24 protein-coding genes, 1 tRNA gene and 1 other RNA gene are annotated in these 18,958 nt (G+C 39.5%); 7 read left to right on the top strand and 19 right to left on the bottom strand.

Features of this window, described 5'->3' with window-relative positions; all coding sequences use genetic code 11:
• Positions 1 to 129 precede the first annotated feature (129 nt).
• The 3 genes from ABX891_RS05035 to ABX891_RS05025 are packed head-to-tail and all read left to right on the top strand — an operon-like array spanning position 130 to position 1,892.
• Positions 130 to 669, top strand: coding sequence for a lysophospholipid acyltransferase family protein (locus tag ABX891_RS05035; RefSeq protein ID WP_241764469.1), 540 nt, complete (start codon positions 130 to 132; stop codon positions 667 to 669).
• Positions 636 to 1,532, top strand: a complete 897-nt coding sequence (locus ABX891_RS05030; RefSeq protein WP_354629016.1) for a bifunctional lysophospholipid acyltransferase family protein/GNAT family N-acetyltransferase — start codon at positions 636 to 638, stop codon at positions 1,530 to 1,532. Before ABX891_RS05035 ends, ABX891_RS05030 begins: the two co-directional genes overlap by 34 nt.
• Positions 1,533 to 1,565: 33 nt before the next feature.
• Positions 1,566 to 1,892: a hypothetical protein gene (locus ABX891_RS05025; RefSeq protein ID WP_354629015.1), complete on the top strand. Its 327-nt coding sequence runs from the start codon at positions 1,566 to 1,568 to the stop codon at positions 1,890 to 1,892.
• 119 nt (positions 1,893 to 2,011) lie between these two features.
• On the opposite strand, the gene ABX891_RS05020 is transcribed toward ABX891_RS05025, so the two are convergent.
• The 3 genes from ABX891_RS05020 to ABX891_RS05010 all read right to left on the bottom strand — a co-directional run bounded on the left by ABX891_RS05020 (position 2,012) and on the right by ABX891_RS05010 (position 3,537).
• Positions 2,012 to 2,716 (bottom strand): NRDE family protein, encoded by a 705-nt coding sequence (locus ABX891_RS05020; RefSeq protein WP_002963038.1) that lies wholly within the window; start codon positions 2,714 to 2,716, stop codon positions 2,012 to 2,014.
• Between the two features lies 1 nt (position 2,717).
• Positions 2,718 to 2,858, bottom strand: coding sequence for a hypothetical protein (locus tag ABX891_RS05015; protein ID WP_259365577.1), 141 nt, complete (start codon positions 2,856 to 2,858; stop codon positions 2,718 to 2,720).
• A gap of 604 nt (positions 2,859 to 3,462) precedes the next feature.
• A tRNA-Arg gene (locus tag ABX891_RS05010) sits at positions 3,463 to 3,537 on the bottom strand.
• A gap of 246 nt (positions 3,538 to 3,783) precedes the next feature.
• Here ABX891_RS05010 and ABX891_RS05005 point away from each other — a divergent pair.
• A complete protein-coding gene (locus ABX891_RS05005; RefSeq protein ID WP_024604886.1) occupies positions 3,784 to 3,966 on the top strand; it encodes a hypothetical protein in 183 nt (60 codons plus the stop codon).
• Positions 3,967 to 3,969: 3 nt separating this feature from the next.
• On the opposite strand, the gene ABX891_RS05000 is transcribed toward ABX891_RS05005, so the two are convergent.
• The 3 genes from ABX891_RS05000 to ABX891_RS04990 form a co-directional block, all read right to left on the bottom strand.
• Positions 3,970 to 4,776, bottom strand: coding sequence for a phosphotransferase (locus ABX891_RS05000; RefSeq protein ID WP_354629014.1), 807 nt, complete (start codon positions 4,774 to 4,776; stop codon positions 3,970 to 3,972).
• 3 nt (positions 4,777 to 4,779) lie between these two features.
• Positions 4,780 to 5,397: a nicotinamide riboside transporter PnuC gene (pnuC, locus tag ABX891_RS04995; protein ID WP_341603033.1), complete on the bottom strand. Its 618-nt coding sequence runs from the start codon at positions 5,395 to 5,397 to the stop codon at positions 4,780 to 4,782.
• 201 nt (positions 5,398 to 5,598) lie between these two features.
• Positions 5,599 to 5,850, bottom strand: a complete 252-nt coding sequence (locus tag ABX891_RS04990) for a hypothetical protein (RefSeq protein WP_008135690.1) — start codon at positions 5,848 to 5,850, stop codon at positions 5,599 to 5,601.
• A gap of 100 nt (positions 5,851 to 5,950) precedes the next feature.
• Here ABX891_RS04990 and ABX891_RS04985 point away from each other — a divergent pair, with 100 nt between their 5' ends.
• Positions 5,951 to 6,190: a DUF2960 domain-containing protein gene (locus ABX891_RS04985; RefSeq protein WP_002963045.1), complete on the top strand. Its 240-nt coding sequence runs from the start codon at positions 5,951 to 5,953 to the stop codon at positions 6,188 to 6,190.
• 31 nt (positions 6,191 to 6,221) lie between these two features.
• On the opposite strand, the gene alr is transcribed toward ABX891_RS04985, so the two are convergent.
• From alr to rpsF, 9 genes are all read right to left on the bottom strand, one after another.
• Entirely contained in the window at positions 6,222 to 7,301 is a 1,080-nt protein-coding gene (gene alr / locus ABX891_RS04980; protein WP_354629013.1) for an alanine racemase, read from the bottom strand.
• Positions 7,301 to 8,680, bottom strand: a complete 1,380-nt coding sequence (gene dnaB / locus ABX891_RS04975; protein ID WP_002963050.1) for a replicative DNA helicase — start codon at positions 8,678 to 8,680, stop codon at positions 7,301 to 7,303. The genes alr and dnaB overlap by 1 nt, the downstream gene beginning before the upstream one ends.
• A 112-nt stretch (positions 8,681 to 8,792) precedes the next feature.
• Positions 8,793 to 9,731, bottom strand: coding sequence for a DUF4097 family beta strand repeat-containing protein (locus tag ABX891_RS04970; protein ID WP_182753930.1), 939 nt, complete (start codon positions 9,729 to 9,731; stop codon positions 8,793 to 8,795).
• Positions 9,732 to 9,740: 9 nt separating this feature from the next.
• Entirely contained in the window at positions 9,741 to 10,223 is a 483-nt protein-coding gene (locus ABX891_RS04965; protein ID WP_024596807.1) for a hypothetical protein, read from the bottom strand.
• Complete coding sequence (locus ABX891_RS04960) at positions 10,210 to 10,758, bottom strand: RNA polymerase sigma factor (RefSeq protein ID WP_354629012.1); 549 nt, start codon at positions 10,756 to 10,758, stop codon at positions 10,210 to 10,212. The genes ABX891_RS04965 and ABX891_RS04960 overlap by 14 nt, the downstream gene beginning before the upstream one ends.
• Positions 10,759 to 10,984: 226 nt before the next feature.
• On the bottom strand, positions 10,985 to 11,437 hold the full coding sequence (rplI, locus tag ABX891_RS04955) for a 50S ribosomal protein L9 (RefSeq protein WP_002962755.1): 453 nt from the start codon (positions 11,435 to 11,437) through the stop codon (positions 10,985 to 10,987).
• 35 nt (positions 11,438 to 11,472) lie between these two features.
• Complete coding sequence (rpsR, locus tag ABX891_RS04950; RefSeq protein ID WP_002962753.1) at positions 11,473 to 11,700, bottom strand: 30S ribosomal protein S18; 228 nt, start codon at positions 11,698 to 11,700, stop codon at positions 11,473 to 11,475.
• Positions 11,701 to 11,712: 12 nt separating this feature from the next.
• Complete coding sequence (gene priB / locus ABX891_RS04945; RefSeq protein ID WP_004588456.1) at positions 11,713 to 12,030, bottom strand: primosomal replication protein N; 318 nt, start codon at positions 12,028 to 12,030, stop codon at positions 11,713 to 11,715.
• 43 nt (positions 12,031 to 12,073) lie between these two features.
• A complete protein-coding gene (gene rpsF / locus ABX891_RS04940; protein ID WP_002962750.1) occupies positions 12,074 to 12,415 on the bottom strand; it encodes a 30S ribosomal protein S6 in 342 nt (113 codons plus the stop codon).
• 360 nt (positions 12,416 to 12,775) lie between these two features.
• Here rpsF and ABX891_RS04935 point away from each other — a divergent pair, with 360 nt between their 5' ends.
• Entirely contained in the window at positions 12,776 to 13,975 is a 1,200-nt protein-coding gene (locus ABX891_RS04935) for an alpha/beta hydrolase-fold protein (RefSeq protein WP_354629011.1), read from the top strand.
• 269 nt (positions 13,976 to 14,244) lie between these two features.
• On the opposite strand, the gene ABX891_RS04930 is transcribed toward ABX891_RS04935, so the two are convergent.
• From ABX891_RS04930 to ABX891_RS04915, 4 genes are read right to left on the bottom strand one after another with little or no spacing between them, the layout of a single operon-like run.
• On the bottom strand, positions 14,245 to 15,411 hold the full coding sequence (locus ABX891_RS04930) for an FAD-dependent monooxygenase (protein WP_354629010.1): 1,167 nt from the start codon (positions 15,409 to 15,411) through the stop codon (positions 14,245 to 14,247).
• Entirely contained in the window at positions 15,408 to 16,595 is a 1,188-nt protein-coding gene (ubiH, locus tag ABX891_RS04925) for a 2-octaprenyl-6-methoxyphenyl hydroxylase (protein ID WP_354629009.1), read from the bottom strand. Before ubiH ends, ABX891_RS04930 begins: the two co-directional genes overlap by 4 nt.
• Before the next feature lie 15 nt (positions 16,596 to 16,610).
• Positions 16,611 to 17,933 carry a Xaa-Pro aminopeptidase gene (gene pepP, locus ABX891_RS04920; protein ID WP_354629008.1) on the bottom strand — a complete coding sequence of 441 codons (1,323 nt, stop codon included), beginning with the start codon at positions 17,931 to 17,933 and terminating at the stop codon, positions 16,611 to 16,613.
• A 28-nt stretch (positions 17,934 to 17,961) separates the two neighbouring features.
• Entirely contained in the window at positions 17,962 to 18,525 is a 564-nt protein-coding gene (locus ABX891_RS04915) for a UPF0149 family protein (RefSeq protein WP_002962745.1), read from the bottom strand.
• Positions 18,526 to 18,718: 193 nt separating this feature from the next.
• Here ABX891_RS04915 and ssrS point away from each other — a divergent pair.
• Positions 18,719 to 18,901: non-coding RNA, 6S RNA (gene ssrS, locus ABX891_RS04910), on the top strand.
• The last annotated feature ends 57 nt before the right edge of the window (positions 18,902 to 18,958 follow it).

Genomic DNA, 18,958 nt, shown 5'->3' with positions numbered 1-18,958 from the left:
TTAAAAGACTATTTGAGTATTATTTTTAAGCTTTTAAACAAACTTAATTAACCTAATTTGAACATAATGTGGTTTTTTCTCGGTCTAAATATACACAACAGCTATAAAAATTTAAGAGCATCAACGTATATGACAAAATTAAACCACCCCGTATCAAACCTAAGTGTGGCTGCAATAAACACAGCCTCGCCTTTGGGTCATATACTAAAAATAGCCGCTCCGCTGCTCGATAGCCTATTGGGCATCAATAAGCTACGTGATATATACCTCTGTAATAATTTATCGGGTTTAGATAAACAAGAGTTTAGTGAAAAGCTGTTAAATGTATTAGGTATTAATGTGCTTGGTGCACAAGATGTTATTAACAAAATACCAAAGCATGGTCCTTGCATAGTGGTATGTAATCACCCTTATGGCATGATTGAGGGCGTAATTATTGCAAATTTACTCACCCATTATCGTAGCGATACAAAAGTAATGGCTAACGTGGGTTTAAAAATATTTAAAGAAATTAAAGACTATTTTATTTTTGCTAACCCACTAAAACCAAAAGCAGCCATTAATACCAGCTCAATAAAACAGTGTTTTAGTCATGTTAAAATGATGGCTTACTTGTGGTTTTTCCTGCGGGAAGAGTGTCATTTTTTCAATCAGAAAAACAACGTGTAACTGACGGGCAATGGAATCGCTTAACCGCTCAACTAGCTTTAAAAACACAAGCTCCTTTATTGCCTGTATTTATTAGCGGTCAGAATAGCTCAACCTTTTATAACTTGGGGCGTGTTTACTACCGATTTAGATTATTAATGCTAATACGCGAATTACTTAAAATTCAAAAAAGCTCTATTAGCTTAAGCGCTGGTAATTTACTTACACCCAAATTATTAAATAAGTTTGAAAAAACTGACGACATAAACGCACTTGCGCGCTTGCTTTGCTATTTAAACGATGAACGCTTTGTAACACCTTGGCAAGAAGATGCCCAGTCAATGCAACTAAAAGCGATTATGCAGGATGTTGATAAAACAAAAATGAAAAATGAGCTTGCAAACTTGCCAAGCGAGCAGCATTTAGTCGACTTTAAAGGTTACTCAGTTTATTACGGCTACCAAGAGCAAATACCTAATTGCGTTACTGAAATAACACGCCTCAGAGAAATAACCTTTCGTACATTAAACGAAGGAAGCGGTGAGCCATGTGATACAGATAAGTTTGACGCAAGCTACATGCATTTATTTATTTTTGATCATAAAAATGAAGAGATCATTGTAGCTTATCGAATTGGACAAACTGATTTATTACAAAAAAATAGCGACGTGAGCGCCCTTTATTTATCGCAAATGTTTAATTTTGAACCCTCTTTTATTAATCAGCAACAGCCGTGCTTGGAAATGGGTCGCTCGTTTATAGTTCAAAAACATCAAGGCAGTTACCATGGCTTATTACTGCTATTTAAAGGGATCGGTGCGTTTATGGCGCAAAACCCACGTTATAGGACTTTATATGGCACGGTTTCATTAAGTAAGCTTTAAGACCCTCGTTCTGTCGCAATTATTGACCATGCTATGGTTAATAATAAACAAGGTGTTAGCGCAAATACGCCTTTTAATAATAAAATTCATCCAGAGTTTGAAGACTTCATTAGTGATCACACGTTAAACATAGATCATGTATCAACATTGGTTATGGGAATAGAAGAAGATAAAAAAGACATACCGATTTTATTAAAGCAATATCATAAGCTAGGCGCTCAATTTCATTGCATGGGCATTGATAGCAACTTTAATCACACCCCTGGATTACTTTTAAGTGTGCACCTACCAAGTGCGCCTGAAAAGCTACTTAGGCTCTACCTTGGTGATAAAAAGGATGATTATATAAATCACTCATAATTTTTACCTGCTGCTTAATATAGCAGGTAAAATACAGTTAACAAAAAAGTCGATGTAATTAATTACATCGACTTTTTTGTTTTTAATTATGTAATAGTTATGGCTATAAAAATATTTAGTTAAGCTGCAGCCACTTTTAAACAACCAATGCTACTAATGAGCTGAGACTGCTTATCAAAATAATTAAAGCGTATAGTGTTACCAACTTTAATATGACTAATACTGACCGTCATTGCATCTTCTCTTAGCATGTTTACGCCATATTGCCCTTGTTCGGCTTTACTGTAATGAAACGCTAAAAACTGCTCACTTTCAGGATGTCTTAAATCAATAAGTTGCTTAAATTGTTGTTTACGCTTTTGTGTCACCGTTTCAAGCTCAACACCTGATGACGTAGCAAGTGGTTCAACTTGGCAGTGGATCAACTGCTTTGCATCCCACCTAACAAAAACCACGTTATTGTTATTTATCGATAGTCCATCCGGAAAAATACACAACTTAAAAGGCGCGTAGCCCGATAAATCCATGTTTTGTAATTGGTACAATGCAGGGGCTTTATTGCTCAGTAAATGAGGGATTAACAGACCTCTACTATGCTTTACCGCAGTTATATCAAATACACTTTGGTAATCATTTAATAATGCGAGTGTTTGCCCAAAATGCGATACCCCAAGCCAAGTACCTCCTCCTTGCGGATCAATGGGGAAAATTGCATTGCCCTGGTGCTTACTTGGAGCGATTGCCGTTTCTCGTGTTTTTTGCTCATCGCGATTAAAAAATAGCTCGTAGCCATCATCAGTTAAAAAGTAGCTTAACGTGCACATTTTAATTTTGCATCGATTTTGGTTGTGCTGGCTGGCTATTTTCTCTTAAAAAAGTAGCTGTACTTGGTGCTAAACCAAAGCTTTGATCGAGCTGCGACTTTTGAGCAAAAGAAATTTGTGAAATCATCGCGTAATGGTGCACAGCGTGACTGCCTACAAAAATAAGCTCTCGCGCAAGTGATGTTGTTACTGTTTGTACATTTTTGCTTTTAATCGAAACTTCACTTGAAAGCGATAACGGTTTATTAAAATCATCTGGACTTAGCTGTTCAATCCACGTTGTTATTTCGGCAATTTTTTTTATTGCAGCAGTTGGAGAGTTTTCAATATCTCCTCCTCTTAAGCGGCAATCATAATCTACTTTTTGCGTCTAAAGCCGGTCATTAAAGATTGATAATGATCGATAATATGTCGCATATGAGCTCCTGCCGAGCTAATAAAGTTAGGAGTAATGACTTGGGAATAGTCCTCTTTAGTTACACCTTCAAGATAAGCGTGTCCTTGAGCTAGTATCTCTAATTGACTATTTAACATTGAATCGGTCTTCCTCATTTATCACTAAATCTTATATGTAAATAATTACAACATGATTTTTGGATGCTAATTTTGCATTGTATAAATAACTAGAAAGCTGTTTTTTAAAATTAACTTTCAAAGTTTTTGCAGTAAATGCACTTTTAAATATAAGAGTAATTAATAAGAAGCTAGGTAATATAAAGAGGATAATTGATACATATAAAAGCAAATGGCGCTCTCGGTAGGGATCGAACCTACAACTCAGCCTCCGGAGGGCCACGTGATATCCATTTCACCACGAGAGCACATTTGTTGCCGCCACACCAACTCGCGATATCAGTGCTTTAGCACTGGCAATGATAAAGAGATCTTTAAATAAATACCAGTAAGATCAGCTTATATGCTTATTAATTAAGCTGTTTTAAATAAAACACTTCACAAAGGCTTAAAAACACGCTATTTATTCTTATTAGATAAGAAACAGTAACGGTTTAGTAACATTAAAATTATGATTGTCGCTGTGAGGATTAGTTTAATACGAGGAAATAATAATGAGTTTAATGTCTACTGAGCAAACCGCTGAATTTTTAGGTGTAAAAGTTGAGCGTGTTAAGCGTCTTGCTCGCGAGAGTTTACTAATAGCTAAGTCAGAAGACGAAAACGGCGAGCCACAATTTGATGCGGCCGAAGTAACAAAGTACAAAGAGCTCGCTGAACGCTTTGGTGGTTTGTAACTTTTATAAAAAAGTATTAGTAACAAGTTTATTTAGCTGCGCACGTAACATTATAGATTTACTAGTTATGCTGCGCTCCTCATACCAAGCAATACATAACACCAAAAAAAACAGCTTATAGTAATTTAGCTTATCTATTGATGGGTAAAACGTGCTTGTTTTATCAACGCTATTTTTATAGTTGTTTAACAATGTACTTTCACTACTCTCATTAAGATTAAAGCTCACTGCAAGGGCTGCCAAATCAAAATATACATCGTTAGTTTGCGCGTACTCAAAATCAATTAAATACATGCCCGAAGCATTTACAATAATGTTATCTTTTACCAAGTCATTATGACAAAAGCCTTCATCAAATTGCATGGCTGCAACTACTTTGAGTGCCTGCTCTATTTGAGGTTTATATTGCGTATATACGCCGGTGCTTTGATAAAAATGCAGCTCTTTAGCTATATCCATTGGCGCAGTAGACACTTTGTAATTGTGCACTTGAGCAAGTTTATTAATAAAGCTAAGCGTTATATCCGATTGCGCTGTATTACCTTCAATATAATTAAATACCGCACGGCTATTCTTTTTATCGAGCCAAACAGGCGCAGGACATATATTAAGCTCACTTAAAAAACGCTGTGCTTCAAGCCCTATGGTTGGCCAATGGCTTTTATAACACTTTAATAAATACCCTTGTTGTTTGGTACGTATTAAAAAATTATCGTTACTAAAACCATTAAATAGTCGCTCGCTTGAAACAACGCTAGTAGGCTCTATAAACGCCCTACACATTTTTATTAGCTGGTTATACTCAATCATTAATTAAAGCTGTGCTAAAGGCTTAGCTTGGCTTTGTTCGTACTCTTCGTACCAGGTTTTAAAGCCCCACGCCGCCATAATGGTATAAAATATAAATAGTGCAAGCGTTGGGTAATAGCCTTTTTCATAATATAAATACATGGAAGCTGCATCTATTACAATCCAGTACAGCCAGTTTTCGAGGACTTTTTTAGCAACTAAGTAAGTAGTTACTACGGCAAAACACGTTGTAAAACTATCTAAATAAGCAAAATCGGCATGCGTATAGTTTTGCATAACGTAACCAATAGTTATTGCAGCTACGGTTGTTAAACTAATTAAAACAGCATGACGGTTCATCGACCACGAGGTAATATTTAGATTTTCAGCTTTGCCTTTTCGCCATACAACCCACCCAAATACAGCCATATACATATAATAAAAATTAAGTAACGACTCCATGAGCAATGCGCCATTCCAGTACATTATTGTATAAATGAGCGTGCTAAAAAATGCTGCTGGCCAACACCATAAGCTTTCTTTTATTGCCAATAATAAGTACGCCATCGACAACCCTACCGCAATGTATTCCCAATGCGACATTGCTGTAAAACCACTTAAGGTTTGTGTTAAAAAGTCCATATTATGCAGTTACCGTTTAGTTGTGCAGATTGTTATACCAATCTGCTTATATACGGGGTCTATTTAACGTTAAGAAAATTACACTAGAACTAGGCAAAAATTTTTGTATCTAGTTGTTCTAAATAAAAAATTTTTAACGACGTTATAGTGCAATTTAATTCATTAAATTGATCAAAGATTTATGCAGATTGGTATTATAGATTATTCAGGCGATAAGTCGCCAGAGAGAAACTTACATACAAAAATAGCTTTACCAAATTCTTCATATGAGCGCTTAATTTCGGTATTTAACACCTGCATTACTAAATCATAATCACCAAAAATTTGCGTTGATAGCGTATTAGTAATCACTTTTAAATCTTCGTATTCGTTTAAGCGGTCAATAAAGCCTTTAATAAACGGAATGTAATCTTGGTGAAGTGGATATTTACTGATCTCTACTGATAATTTCATTTTAAACTCTACTTTTTAATTATTTGATTTAAACAAATCATTCAATGCCAGTTCAATACAGTGTAAAATTATACTAACACTCAATTTAACTGAGCTTATTATGGCACGCAGAATAACGTATACATTTAAAAACCAACCGCGCGAAATTAACTTCGCAAAAGATAAATACCACGACATGTATCAAGCTATTGCTGCTGCCGAGGGTATTGATTTAACAAATTACTTAAACATGGTACGCCAAATAGAAATGACCTCAAAAGGGTCTGCTTCTGTTCGTAACTTTCGCGACCAAGAATTTGCCCGTATGGGCTTTAGCGACATTTACTTTATAAAAGAGTAATTATACCCAATTGGTGTACGCTAAAAACTAACTATGGCTGATACTCATAACTTACGCGTGGTGTAATATTACATAATAGCTCGTAAGGGATAGTATCAGCGCACAGTGCTATTTCTTCAACTGGAAGCTCAGGGCCCCACATAGTGACTCTGTCGCCAACTTTAATATTATGCTCATTAACCCCTATATCAACGCTGATCATGTCCATAGCTACGCTTCCTACAATACCATAACGCTGCTCACCAATTATTACCGGTGTCCCCTCTTTAGCATGCCGAGGATAACCATCGCCATAACCCATAGCTACAACAGCTAACTTGGTTGGTTTATCGCTTTTCCAACGACCACCATACCCAACAGCCTCATTAGCAGGCACATCTCGTACTGCAATTACGCGCGTAGTTAAGCGCATAACTGGTTTTAATTTGTGTTGCTGCCCAATACTATTTGCCATTGGCGATACACCATATAACATAAGCCCAGGACGTACCCAATCGCCATGACCGCTCGGCCAGGCAATAATACCAGCAGAATTTGATAAACAATGCGCTTGATCAATGCCATTCACTAAATTATCAAATAACGTAATTTGCTGAACCGTTTTAGCATTATCAACGTCATCAGCACACGAAAAGTGGGTCATTAAATTAACGGTATTTTTAGCGTTAGGTGTTTTTTGTAAGCGGTTATAAAACGCTTCAAACTGCTCTGGCGCAATACCTAATCGATGCATACCTGTATTTACTTTTAACCAGCATGTTATTGGTGCATCTAGCTTTGCTTTTTCAAGCGCCGCTAATTGGTACTCATCGTGAATAATAGTTTGAAAATTGTTGGCGAGCAGAATCGGTAAGTCGGCTTTGTTAAAAAAGCCTTCTAGTAAAACAATTGGCTTTGTTAAGCCCCCAGCTCGAAGGGCGAGCCCTTCATCTATACGTGCCACAGCAAATGCGTCAGCATTATTTAAATGCTGCGCAATCGTTACTAATCCATGCCCGTAAGCATTTGCTTTTAGCACCGCCATTACTTTGCTGTTAGGTGCAAAGCACTTAACTTGCGCTAAATTATGCGCAAGTGCCGTTAAGTTAATTTCAGCAGTGGCTAAGCGCATTAGTAATCGTCATCTACCGCTGGTCCCGCGTAATTATCAAAGCGAGAAAATTGACCTTGGAACGTTAAACGCACTTTACCAATTGGGCCGTTACGTTGTTTACCTATGATAATTTCAGCAATACCTTTATCGGTACTGTCTTCGTTGTAAACTTCGTCACGGTAAATAAACATAATTAAATCGGCATCCTGCTCTATCGACCCTGACTCACGTAAATCTGAGTTAATTGGGCGTTTATCGGCACGTTGCTCTAGCGTACGGTTTAGCTGCGAAAGCGCGACAACCGGACATTTTAGCTCTTTTGCTAGTGATTTAAGTGAACGCGAAATTTCAGCAATTTCAAGCGTTCGGTTATCAGCAAGGCTAGGTACGCGCATTAGCTGCAAGTAATCGACCATGATCATACTAATGCCGCCGTGGTCACGCGCAATACGACGCGCACGAGAGCGAACATCGGTAGGTGTTAAGCCCGAGGCATCATCCACATACATTTTGCCTTTTTCCATCAACAAGCCCATTGTTGATGAAAGTCGCGCCCAATCGTCATCATCTAACTGACCTGTACGTACCTTAGTTTGGTTAATACGGCCAAGAGACGCTAACATCCTCATCATAATTTGTTCTGAAGGCATCTCTAGCGAGTAAATTAGCACGGGTTTGTCTTGAGTCATTGCGGCATGTTCTGCAAGGTTCATCGCAAAGGTGGTTTTACCCATTGAAGGACGCGCTGCCACAATAATTAAGTCAGACGGCTGCAGGCCTGTCGTCATTTTATCAAGATCGGCATAACCTGTACTTACACCCGTTACACCATCTTGTGGCGATTGATAAAGCTCTTCTATTTTATCAACGGTTTTTTCGAGTATGTTATGAATACTTTGCGGGCCTTCCGTACTTTTTGTACGTTGCTCGGCAATTTTAAATACTTTGCTTTCGGCAAAGTCGAGTAAGTCGTGACTAGTACGCCCTTCGGTATTAAAACCCGCTTCGGCTATTTCATTTGCCACGCCAATCATTTCACGTACAACAGCACGCTCACGTACAATGTTTGCATAGGCATCAATGTTGGCTGCACTTGGCGTATTTTTAGCAATTTCGGCTAAGTAAGCAAAACCACCAATACCTGCAAGTTTATTATTTTTTTCTAAACTTTCAGAAATAGTGATTAAATCTATCGGATCGCCAATCTCAGCAAGTGCCGTCATCGCCTCAAAAATTAACTTGTGCGTGCGGGTATAAAAATCCTGTGATACAACAAGCTCAGCTACGCGGTCAAAAGCTTGGTTATCAAGCATTAAGCCACCTAAAACAGATTGTTCAGCTTCTATTGAATGGGGAGGAACTTTAAGAGTATCGACTTGCTTATCTGGTTTGGCCATAACTTCACAGTAGTAAAATTGAATGGCTCTATTCTATCGACTTGCAGGGGCTGTGCAAATAGAAAAGCAGGAAATCTTTCCTGCTTTTTGTAATCGTGATGGGGAATGAGTGTTATTTGGTACGAAGCTCTATTCGTCCACTTATGGTATCCATTTCGACATTTGCATTACCGCCATTAATACTAAACTCTAAATCACTGGCTGGGCCATATTTAGCTTTACTGACTTTGTCACTACTGACTTTGTTAATGATTTTACCATTAGCATGGGCTTTAATTTCAAACTTTGCTGATACACTTTGTGGGAAATAAAAGTCGGCATCACCACTTACTGATTCAAAACGTACATCACCGCCTTTTAAAAGCTCGTTAATCTGTACTTCTGCTTCGCCATTGACCGTATTAATACGTAGGTTTTTAATAGCCGATAGCGTAAATTCTATATCGCCATTTACGTTTTCAAGGCGTACATCATTAGCGCTTGAAGTTGATTTAATATCACCATTAACAGCGCTAAAACGCAACTCACCACTTGATTGCCTATCGTTAATTTCACCATTTACGGTTTCAAACTGAATATTCCCGTTTAAGTTCTCAGCGTTCACATCACCATTTACAGTGGTGAGCTTAATGTTGCCAGTAATATCATCTACCGTAATTTCGCCGTTAACCACATCAACTTCTGCGCCGTTTTTAAGCGCCTTTGCAGTCACCGATACATTAACGCCAGCAAACTCTAAACTACTGCTTTTAGGCATAAATATAGTTAGGTTTGAGCCGTCACCACTATTTCCCCAATTTGATTTACGGGGCATTTTTACAATAAACTGTGTTTTATCACCACTTGTTTTAAGCTCATAACCCTGTGCTTTATCATCAAGCTCGCCAGATACTTTAAATTCGTTTTTATCCCAGCCTGTAATATGTATATCACCGCGTTGGTTTTCAATAAAAATAGTGCCGCCACTTGGTACGTCTATTTGCTTATCTATTTTTTCACCCGCAAATGCCGCCAGTGGAAATAAGCTCAGTCCTAATAAAATCGCTTTCATATCGTACTCCTAAATGTGCTGCCAACGTGGCGCGTGCACCTTGTTAATTAAATCAAGTTGTTGTTGATATATTTGCGCTAACATTGTCAGTAGCGCTTGGTTTTGTGGTTCGTTTTCAAGAGCTTGCTTTATTGCTTGCTCAGCTTCTTCAAGTTCTTGTAGTTGCGTTTGCCAGTTAGTGGTTAATGCTTCTTTATTTTCGTATTCAACTAACAAACTATTTTTTTGAGCCGAAAAGTAATCACTTATAGCCACTACGGGCTGTGGTTCAGGTGCTATAACAAATATATTAACAGCAATTAAAGCAGCCACAGTACACGCTGCTATTGCCGTTAGTTTTGGCCAAATAATAGTGCTGTTTGGGTTCTGCTTATTATTAACAATTGCTCGCTCAATCCCCGCCCATAAATCTTTTTGTGGCGTAATTTCTTTATCAAGCGTGTTTAATGACTTATTTAAGTAGTCGTTAAAGTTTGGTTTACTCATTTTCATACCACTCTTGTAATAACTGCCTAGCACGATGATATTGTGACTTACTTGAACCAACAGCCAGACCTAATTGCTCCGCGATTTCCTCGTGCCTGTAACCTTCAATAGCAAATAATACAAATACCATACGTGCGCGCTCAGGAAGCCTTACTATTAACTTATCGAGGCCATTTAAGCCTTTGCAGTCGTTAGCTGATTGCTCATCCATACCGCTGTGTTCAATACTTACTACTTTTTGTAACCAGTTTTTTTGCTTGCGCAGGTAACTTATCGCTACATTACTGGCAACACTATATAGCCAAGTAGAAAACTGCGAACGCCCATCAAACAATGCTATTTTATGCCATACCTGTACAAATACCTCTTGGGCGGCGTCTTCGGCGTGTGCTTGGTCTGCTAATAAGCGTAAACATAAACCGTATACTCGTTTTATATGTAACTCATAAAGCGTTGTGTATGCGCCTTGATCACCCGATTTAACACGCTCAATGAGTGCAGCTTCGCACAAAGGCGTTGGTTCGGGTTTAACGTGTAACATCCGTGATGCCGCCTTTTAATTATTATTGTTGAGTTGCTATTTAAGTGTATTGATAAGTTAGACGTAATGACAGTTCGAAAAGGTTTAAAAGGAATGAAAAAATAATTGAATAAAAAGGGGCTTATGCGAGGTTGTATTAAATTGTGCCCTCAACTAATGAAGTTAGCCAAATTATAGGCACAAAAAAGCCGTGCTAATAGCACGGCTTTTTTAGCTTAATTAAAAATTAAGCTTCAGCGATTACGATTACTTTGATAGTAGCCGTTACGTCTGAGTGAACTGAAATTGATACGTCAAATTCACCAGTCTCACGGATAGTACCTAGAGGCAAACGAACTTCTGACTTAGCAACTTCAACACCAACAGCTGAGATAGCGTCAGCGATGTCACGAGTACCGATTGAACCGAATAACTTACCTTCGTCACCAGCTTTAGATACTAATGTAACTTCTGCTAATGCTTCTAGTTTTTCAGCGCGTGCTTGTGCAGCAACTAACTGTTCAGCGATTTTCGCTTCAAGTTCTGCACGACGAGCGTCAAACGTTTCAATGTTAGCTTTAGTCGCAGGAACTGCCTTACCTTGCGGGAAAAGGAAGTTACGTGCGAAACCAGATTTAACTACAACCTGTTCACCTAGGCTACCTAGGTTAGCGATCTTATCTAGTAGAATAACTTGCATGTTTCTACACCTTTTAAAAACTGTTAATCCGCTGCTTACTTATGTAAGTCAGTGTATGGAAGAAGGGCTAAGTAGCGAGCACGCTTAATAGCAGTTGCTAGCTGGCGCTGGTATTTAGCGCTAGTACCTGTGATACGGCTAGGTACGATTTTGCCACTTTCTGTAACATAGTTTCTAAGAGTAGCTAGATCTTTGTAATCGATTTGTTGTACGCCTTCCGCTTTAAAGCGGCAGAACTTACGACGTCTGAAATAACGTGCCATGAGATTAATTCCTCAAATAATTCTTTCTATATGCTGAGCATGCAAAACCAATTGGCTAAGGCCGTTACGACCTTCGTGGCGATTTAAAAAACCACTCACTTGCAATGCCTGCCCAACGTGCAAATGTTGAGTCTGTTGTTGCATTTGCTTTCCACTGGCAACTACCTGAAGCCTCACATAACTATTACGGTTAAGGTCTGCTTCGGTTTGCATCGATTTATGTTCTACAACAAAAATACAATGCGGGATGCCAGCAGGGCTTTGGCTAAACTTGGGAGTTTTACAAACTACCCCAGATATAACCAGCTGATTCATATATGGGCTAACCATTATAATAACTGCTGACTACATGCCATGCTAGGACTCAAAACAATTAAGCAGCTGGTGCTTCTTTCTTCTCTTCTCTTGCAAGAGGAGACGCTTCAGTTACAGCATTTTTAGTACGCATAACTAAGTTACGAAGCACTGCATCGTTGTAGCGGAAAGTAGTTTCTAGCTCGCTGATTACTTCAGTAGGTGCTTCAACGTTCATAAGAACATAATGAGCTTTATGAAGCTTGTTGATTGGGTAAGCCAGTTGACGGCGGCCCCAGTCTTCAAGACGGTGGATAGTACCACCAGCTTCAGTGATAGAACCAGTATAACGTTCGATCATACCAGTTACTTGCTCACTCTGATCAGGGTGAACCATGAATACGATTTCGTAATGACGCATGGATATTCCTTACGGTTAATAGAGCCTTCTACCGTTTCGGCCGGTCGGTTTAAGGCAAGGAATTAATAGTTTAAAAGCCGAAATGAGCGCGCATTTTACGCTTAGACGGATAATTAAGCAAGCAGGTTTTTTAAGCTTTTATAGATAAGAGTTCAAAGGCAATTATTGCGAGCTTCGCTCATCCCGTTAGCAAGCCGTAGGCCTAAAGGAAAAGCTAAACTCGCAGTTTAATATTTATCATATACGCCAAGCTTGCGCGCGTATAAAGCGCAGCTTTGAATTACTTAAGTCTAACACCTGCCTCAAAATATAAGTATTTACTCAAACTTAAAGCCGTGCAATTATTAAATGAGGATATTTATGAAGCTCTTACTATCGCTTGTATTAATACTTACTTTTAGTACACCATTTTTAAGCCACGCAAAAACCAATACAACCGACATAACCGTTGGTAAAAAAGTCATTCTGCAATCAAAAATACTTAACGAAGACAGACCCATTAAAATTTTCATACCTGACACTGTAAAAGACGAACAGCCGCTTTATGTTATTTATTTACTTGATGGTGTTGAGCACTTTCATACGGCGTCTGGTGTTATTAAATCCCTTGTTGATTACGAGCAGATACCTAATGCCATGCTCGTTGGTATTGATACAACTAACCGTGTTCGCGATTATTTACCAAAAGTAGAAGGTGAGCCTAAAACTGAGTTTCAAACCTTTGTTCAAAATAAATGGCCTGAAGCGGGGCAAACCGACAAGTTTTTAAAGTTTGTGTCTGATGAACTCATGCCTTATATAAACAGTAATTACTCAACTAACGGCTACAACACCTTAAATGGCCACTCTAATGCAGGTACTTTAGCGCTTTATACTTTAGTTAATCAGCCTGAGTTATTTAATAACTATATAGCTATAAGCCCAAACAGTTGGTGGAGTGATGAAGAATTAAAAAATAATATTATAAAATACACTAAAAATCCTAAAGGCGGTCAATCGTTATTTATTAGTGTAGCAAGTGAAGGGTCACGCTTTTATACAGGTGTATTAAATACTTTAGTAAATTTAGAACAACAAATGCCAACACAGCTAAAATGGGAATATAAGCATTACCCTGCCTTTAGTCATATGGGCACCATACTACCAGCCCTTAGCGATAGCCTAATTCACTTATTTGGCGACCTAATTTTTAACGTTACTGACGAGCACGGAAGATTTGCTGATGTATCGCTCATTACAGGTTACTACCAAGCACTGAGTGATAAGTACGGGTTTGAGCTTAAAATTCCACAAGATGTATATGTAGAATTTGCTCATAGCCAGCAAAAATTTGGTAACACAGCCAAAGCTATTACCACGCTTAAACACTTTACTACCCATTACCCAAATGCAGCCTATTCTCACATGCGTTTATCGCAAGGCTATACTGCAAATAAGCAGTTCAAAGAGGCCGTCACCAGTATGAAACACGCATTAGAACTTGCTAAGCAAAACTCGCGAGATCCAATGTTAATTGATGCGCTCAAGGATATGGTGAATGAAGCGCAAGAGAATTTGTAACTGATTTAACGCAAAGCACTTTTTAGCTAACGATAGTAATTACGAGCAACGCTCGTCGCGTCAGCAAGCTAAACGCCTACAGGTAAAATTAAGCTCAGTGTGAAACTTTGCATGTAGACGCCGAGCTTGCTCGCGTGAAAAGCGAAGCTTTTAATATATTTAAAACCACCATAAAACAAAAACCGATGTTTAAATTAAACATCAGTTTTTTAATCAAGCTCATCACTTTACTTTATGCGTTGGGTTTCGCTTCGCTCAACCCAACCTACTTATTTGCCTATCGCTTCTTTGGCGAACAGGTGTTTTATTGGGCCTAAATTATCAACTAATGATAGCCCTACTCCGCGGATAAGTTTTTTAACCGGGTTTGCACCTTCAAATAGCTCTTTTAACCCTTGCATCATGGCTATGTGCTTTTGTGCATCGAGCTTACGGGTACGTTCGTAATCGCGAAGTGTGCGCGTGCTTGCAAATTCTTTATTATTACTTGTTAAAAGCTCAATTAAATAAGCGGCGTCTTTTAGGCCTAGGTTCATCCCAAGCCCTGCAAGTGGATGGATTGTATGTGCAGCATCGCCAATGAGTACCACTTTGCCTGAAACCCATTGCTGAGCGTATCGCATTTTAAGTGGGAAAGCTGCGCGCGCACTTTGCACTTCACATAGCCCGCATTGGCCATCTATGGCTGCCATTACAGCTTTATTAAAGCTGCTGTCGTCCATTGCAAGCAGCTCATCGCAGTGGTTTGGGCTGGTAGACCATACTATTGAATGGGTATTTGCATCGCTCAGTGGTAAAAATGCCAGCGGCCCGGTTGGTAAAAACACTTGGCGTGCGGTATTCGCGTGCGGCTCTTTAGTTTTAACAGTCGCAACTAGCGCATGGTGATCGTAATCTTTAAAGCTAAGCGCCATATTAAATTGTTTACGTATAGCTGAGTTTGCCCCATCAGCGGCCACCAGCAGTTTTGCAATAATTGGCTCGCCGCTTTTAAGCGTTATAAATACATCTGATTCGCTTTGATGTATTTGCTGATACTGCGTATCAAACATTAGTGTTGCGCTGCTTTGTTGCTCTAGCTCTTTTATAAGCGCGTAGCGGATAATGTCGTTTTCAACAATGTGGCCTAAATGCTCAAGCTCAAGTTGTTCATTATTAAATGCTATTTTGCCAAAACTGGCGGCATCACGTACGTCCATATGCGTATAAGCGCACGCTCGCTGTGCGATAATTTCTGGCCATACATTTAATTGCTCAAGCAAGGTTTGACTTGCAATGCTTAGCGCACTTACGCGCAAACCATATTCGTCAGTTGGCAACACTTGTGTTGGTGCGCCGTCGAGTACAACGACGCTTATATCGGCTTTTGCCAATCCAAGTGCTAGTGTTAGCCCTACGCAGCCACCACCTACAATACAAACCTGTGCTTGCTTCATAAACGCCTACCTTGTTTAACTTGCCCCATTAACTGTTTGGCTAATGGCGCTTTTAATGCGGGAAATAAATCCATCGAAAACAACCCAATACTGCGCCCCAATGCGAGCACTCGCGATGAGTTTGAAAAAAGCCTAACAAGTGCATCGGTTAAGCTCGTTACGGTTTTTATATCATCACTGCGCCTTTTAGAATATTCACGTGTAAACGCATAGCGGCCTAAACCGTGTTGGCTGTTTGCTATTAAATTACTAAGTACTTGCACGTCGCGAAGGCCTAAATTAAAACCTTGTCCTGCAATAGGATGAATAGCATGTGCAGCATTACCAATGACCACTGTACGGTGCGCAGTCAAAGACTCGACTTGCCCGTAAACGAGCGGGTAACTCGTGCGCATGCCTACTTTAGTAAATTGACCACCGCGATAACCAAACGCACTTTGTAGGGCACTTATAAAGTCTTGTTCATTAAGTGCCATGTGCTGTTCAACCTGATCTTGGCTCATACACCACACCAACGAATAACGGTTATTGCTCATAGGTAATAACGCCATAGGCCCGCTTTGTGTAAAGCGCTCAAAGGCATGATTATTATGCCCACCAGCCACTTCTACATTAGCAATAATTGCGCCTTGTTCATAAGGCTGGGTATTAAAACCAAGCCCAAGTAAATTACGTGTGGGTGATTGTGCACCATCAGCAATAACCAATAGCGCTGCGTTTAATTGCTCGCCGCTTTGCAGGGTAAGTGTATTGCTATGCAATGTTTGCTCAATAGCAATTACGCTATCGGGGCAGTAAAGCGCAATGTTTGATTGCGTTAAACGCAGGTGGAGCGCTCGGCCAAAAGGGTTAACTTCTACTACGTAACCAAGTGAAGGCTTAGCAAATTCGTCGCAATTAATGCGCGCTTTGCCAAAGTGCCCTCTATCAGACACGCTCACTTTTTTGATTGCGGCGGTGTAAGGGGCATTTTGTTCAAATAAATTGAGGCTTTGTAAATACTCTACCGATTGCTGAGCAAGTGCAATGCTTCTGTCGTCAAAGCTTGGGTGGTAGTCGCCGGTAACTTGATTAGCTTCTACAACGGCAATATTTAACGCGGGATTAGTTTTAGCCACACTTAACGCGCAGCTTGCTCCCGCTAAGCCACCACCAATAACAACTACATCAAACTGCTTAGCCACTTTACTCTCCGAGCTTTATACGTTTTTAGCACTTTGCATAAGTGCTTCTATATCGCTAATTTTTTTAGGTACGCTTAGGGTCAAGTTTTCATGGCCGGTTTCGGTAACTAGCAAGTTATCTTCGATACGAATACCAATGCCTTTGTATTTTTGCGGTGCGCTTGAGTCTTCGCTGATATAAAGCCCAGGCTCTATGGTGAGTACCATACCCGGCTCAAATGCACGCTCAACGTTATTTACTTTGTAATCGCCAACATCATGTACATCTAAACCAAGCCAATGCCCAAGCCCGTGCATGTAATATTCTTTACATGCACCTTTTGCCATTAGCTCGTCAAAGTCGCCGGTTAAAATACCTAAATCAAGTAAACCTTGAGTCATTACTTCCATTGCTAGTTTATTAGCATGCGACATGTAACCACCTGGTTTTACTTCATCAAAGGCAACTTCTTGCGCTTTAAGTACAATATTATAAAGCGCGGCTTGCTCTTCGCTAAATTGTCCATTTACTGGAAAAGTACGGGTAATATCGGCGGCGTAACCTTGTAGCTCACAACCGGAGTCTATAAGTACCAGGTCGCCATTTTTTAATACATCGCTATTTTGCGTGTAATGTAAAATATTGGCGTTGTCGCCACTACCAACAATTGTGCCGTATGCAGGATGCGGCGCACCATTCATGGCATAATGATGATGCAGCTCAGCCTCTAGCTGAAATTCAGTAGCTCCGGGGTGTGAAAAACGCATAGCGCGCATATGCCCTCGCGCACTAATTTCACAGCCTTCTCGCATAACATTTACTTCGCTTGGCGATTTAAACAAACGCATTTCATGAATAAGGCCGCGTATTTCTTTTAAAGTACTCGGTGCTTTGAGGCCTTTTCGCGCACCACTTCTAAGTGTACCTAGTAACGTAAACACTTTGGTATCAAATGAAGGATAAGCACCTTGTGCAAAATAAATTGCATCTTTTTCAGTTAGTATAGTCAGTAGCTTATCGTTTAATTCACTTAGCGGGTAAGCTTCATCAAACAAGTAGTCGCTTTTAGCTTTATCAAAGCCGACTCTGCGGCCATGCCAAATTTCTGCAAGCTTGTCTTTATCTAGGCAAAATAAAGTACTAGGTGCATCGCTGTTGTTACATAGTACAAGTACAGCGTCGGGTTCGTTAAAGCCTGTTAAATAAAAAAAGTCGCTATCTTGTCTAAATGCATATTCGGTATCGCGGCTACGCGTCACTTCGCTCGCAGCGGGAATAATAGCAACGCTATTTTTATCCATTTGCGCAAGTAAACGCTCACGGCGTGCTTTAAATTCTGACTTTTGTACTTCAACCATTATCAACCAACCCGTTTAACTTTTTAAACTAATGAAGTGTTTTTTTAGTACTTTGCGTGTTTTGCTCTTTACCAAGCTCTGCAAAACAAAGTAGTGCTGATACGCGCACATATTCAATCACTTCGTGCAGCGCTTGGCTGTCTTCTTCGGTTTCTTCAAAAGTGGTATCTAGGCGAGTGATTTCGCTAAAGTCAGTAATAACCTCTTTAACATCGCTTGATAACTTACCGTAATCTTTTTGCTTTAAGCCAAAACCAAGCATAAAGCCTGCTACCCATGATACGAGGCCATTAGCCTGATCGATGAGTGTTTCGTCATCGTTTGGTAAAAATAAATCAAACTGAAATTCGTCATCATTAAAGCTCGCAACTACTTGCTTATAAATAGTGCCAAAAAACTGCTTTAAATCGTTACTAAATGATTCACCATCGTTAAACACATCGCTCAAAAGGCCTAAGTATTCTTTGTCGTCAATGGTTAAACCACACGCAAGTAAACCACTAATTACACCATGCGCTTCGGCAGGTGATACAAATATTTCGTTTTTTTCTAAAAGCAGTTGAGCTTTTTCGTAATCGGGTAAATCGTTCATAATCGAATCTTCGCTTTGCAAGTTAAGGCAATGCTACCACTCGATAAAAAGCAACTCCAATTAATTGTATGATCAAGCTCAAAAACCATGCGATAAAGTAAATGGCGAGTTAAAGGTGCGGGAAAACTAAGCGAACGGTTTAATTTTTTACGTTTGGGGTTTAAGGATTGGATTATGTCTTATATACTTAAATTGTTCCCTGGGGTACCGGAGCTTGGTTAAGTCCCTGAGCCGATAAATTTTATACCAGGATTTCTGTTCGTCTACTATTGTGCAAGCTCGGCATGTACCGAGAAGCCTACGGTAAACCGCAGATTTCCGCCCTGAAACCTTCTGGTTTCAGGACTGAAACCGGGTACCGTATCTTGGGGAACACCTTCTTATTTTAATACCCCCTCTTATTACTTATTCATTTTTTTGCTATACCTTCGTA

It is taken from the genome of Pseudoalteromonas sp. NCIMB 1079, assembly GCF_040567695.1.
Classification (GTDB): Bacteria; Pseudomonadota; Gammaproteobacteria; order Enterobacterales; family Alteromonadaceae; genus Pseudoalteromonas; species Pseudoalteromonas distincta.
This window is presented reverse-complemented; position numbering and strand designations above follow the sequence as displayed.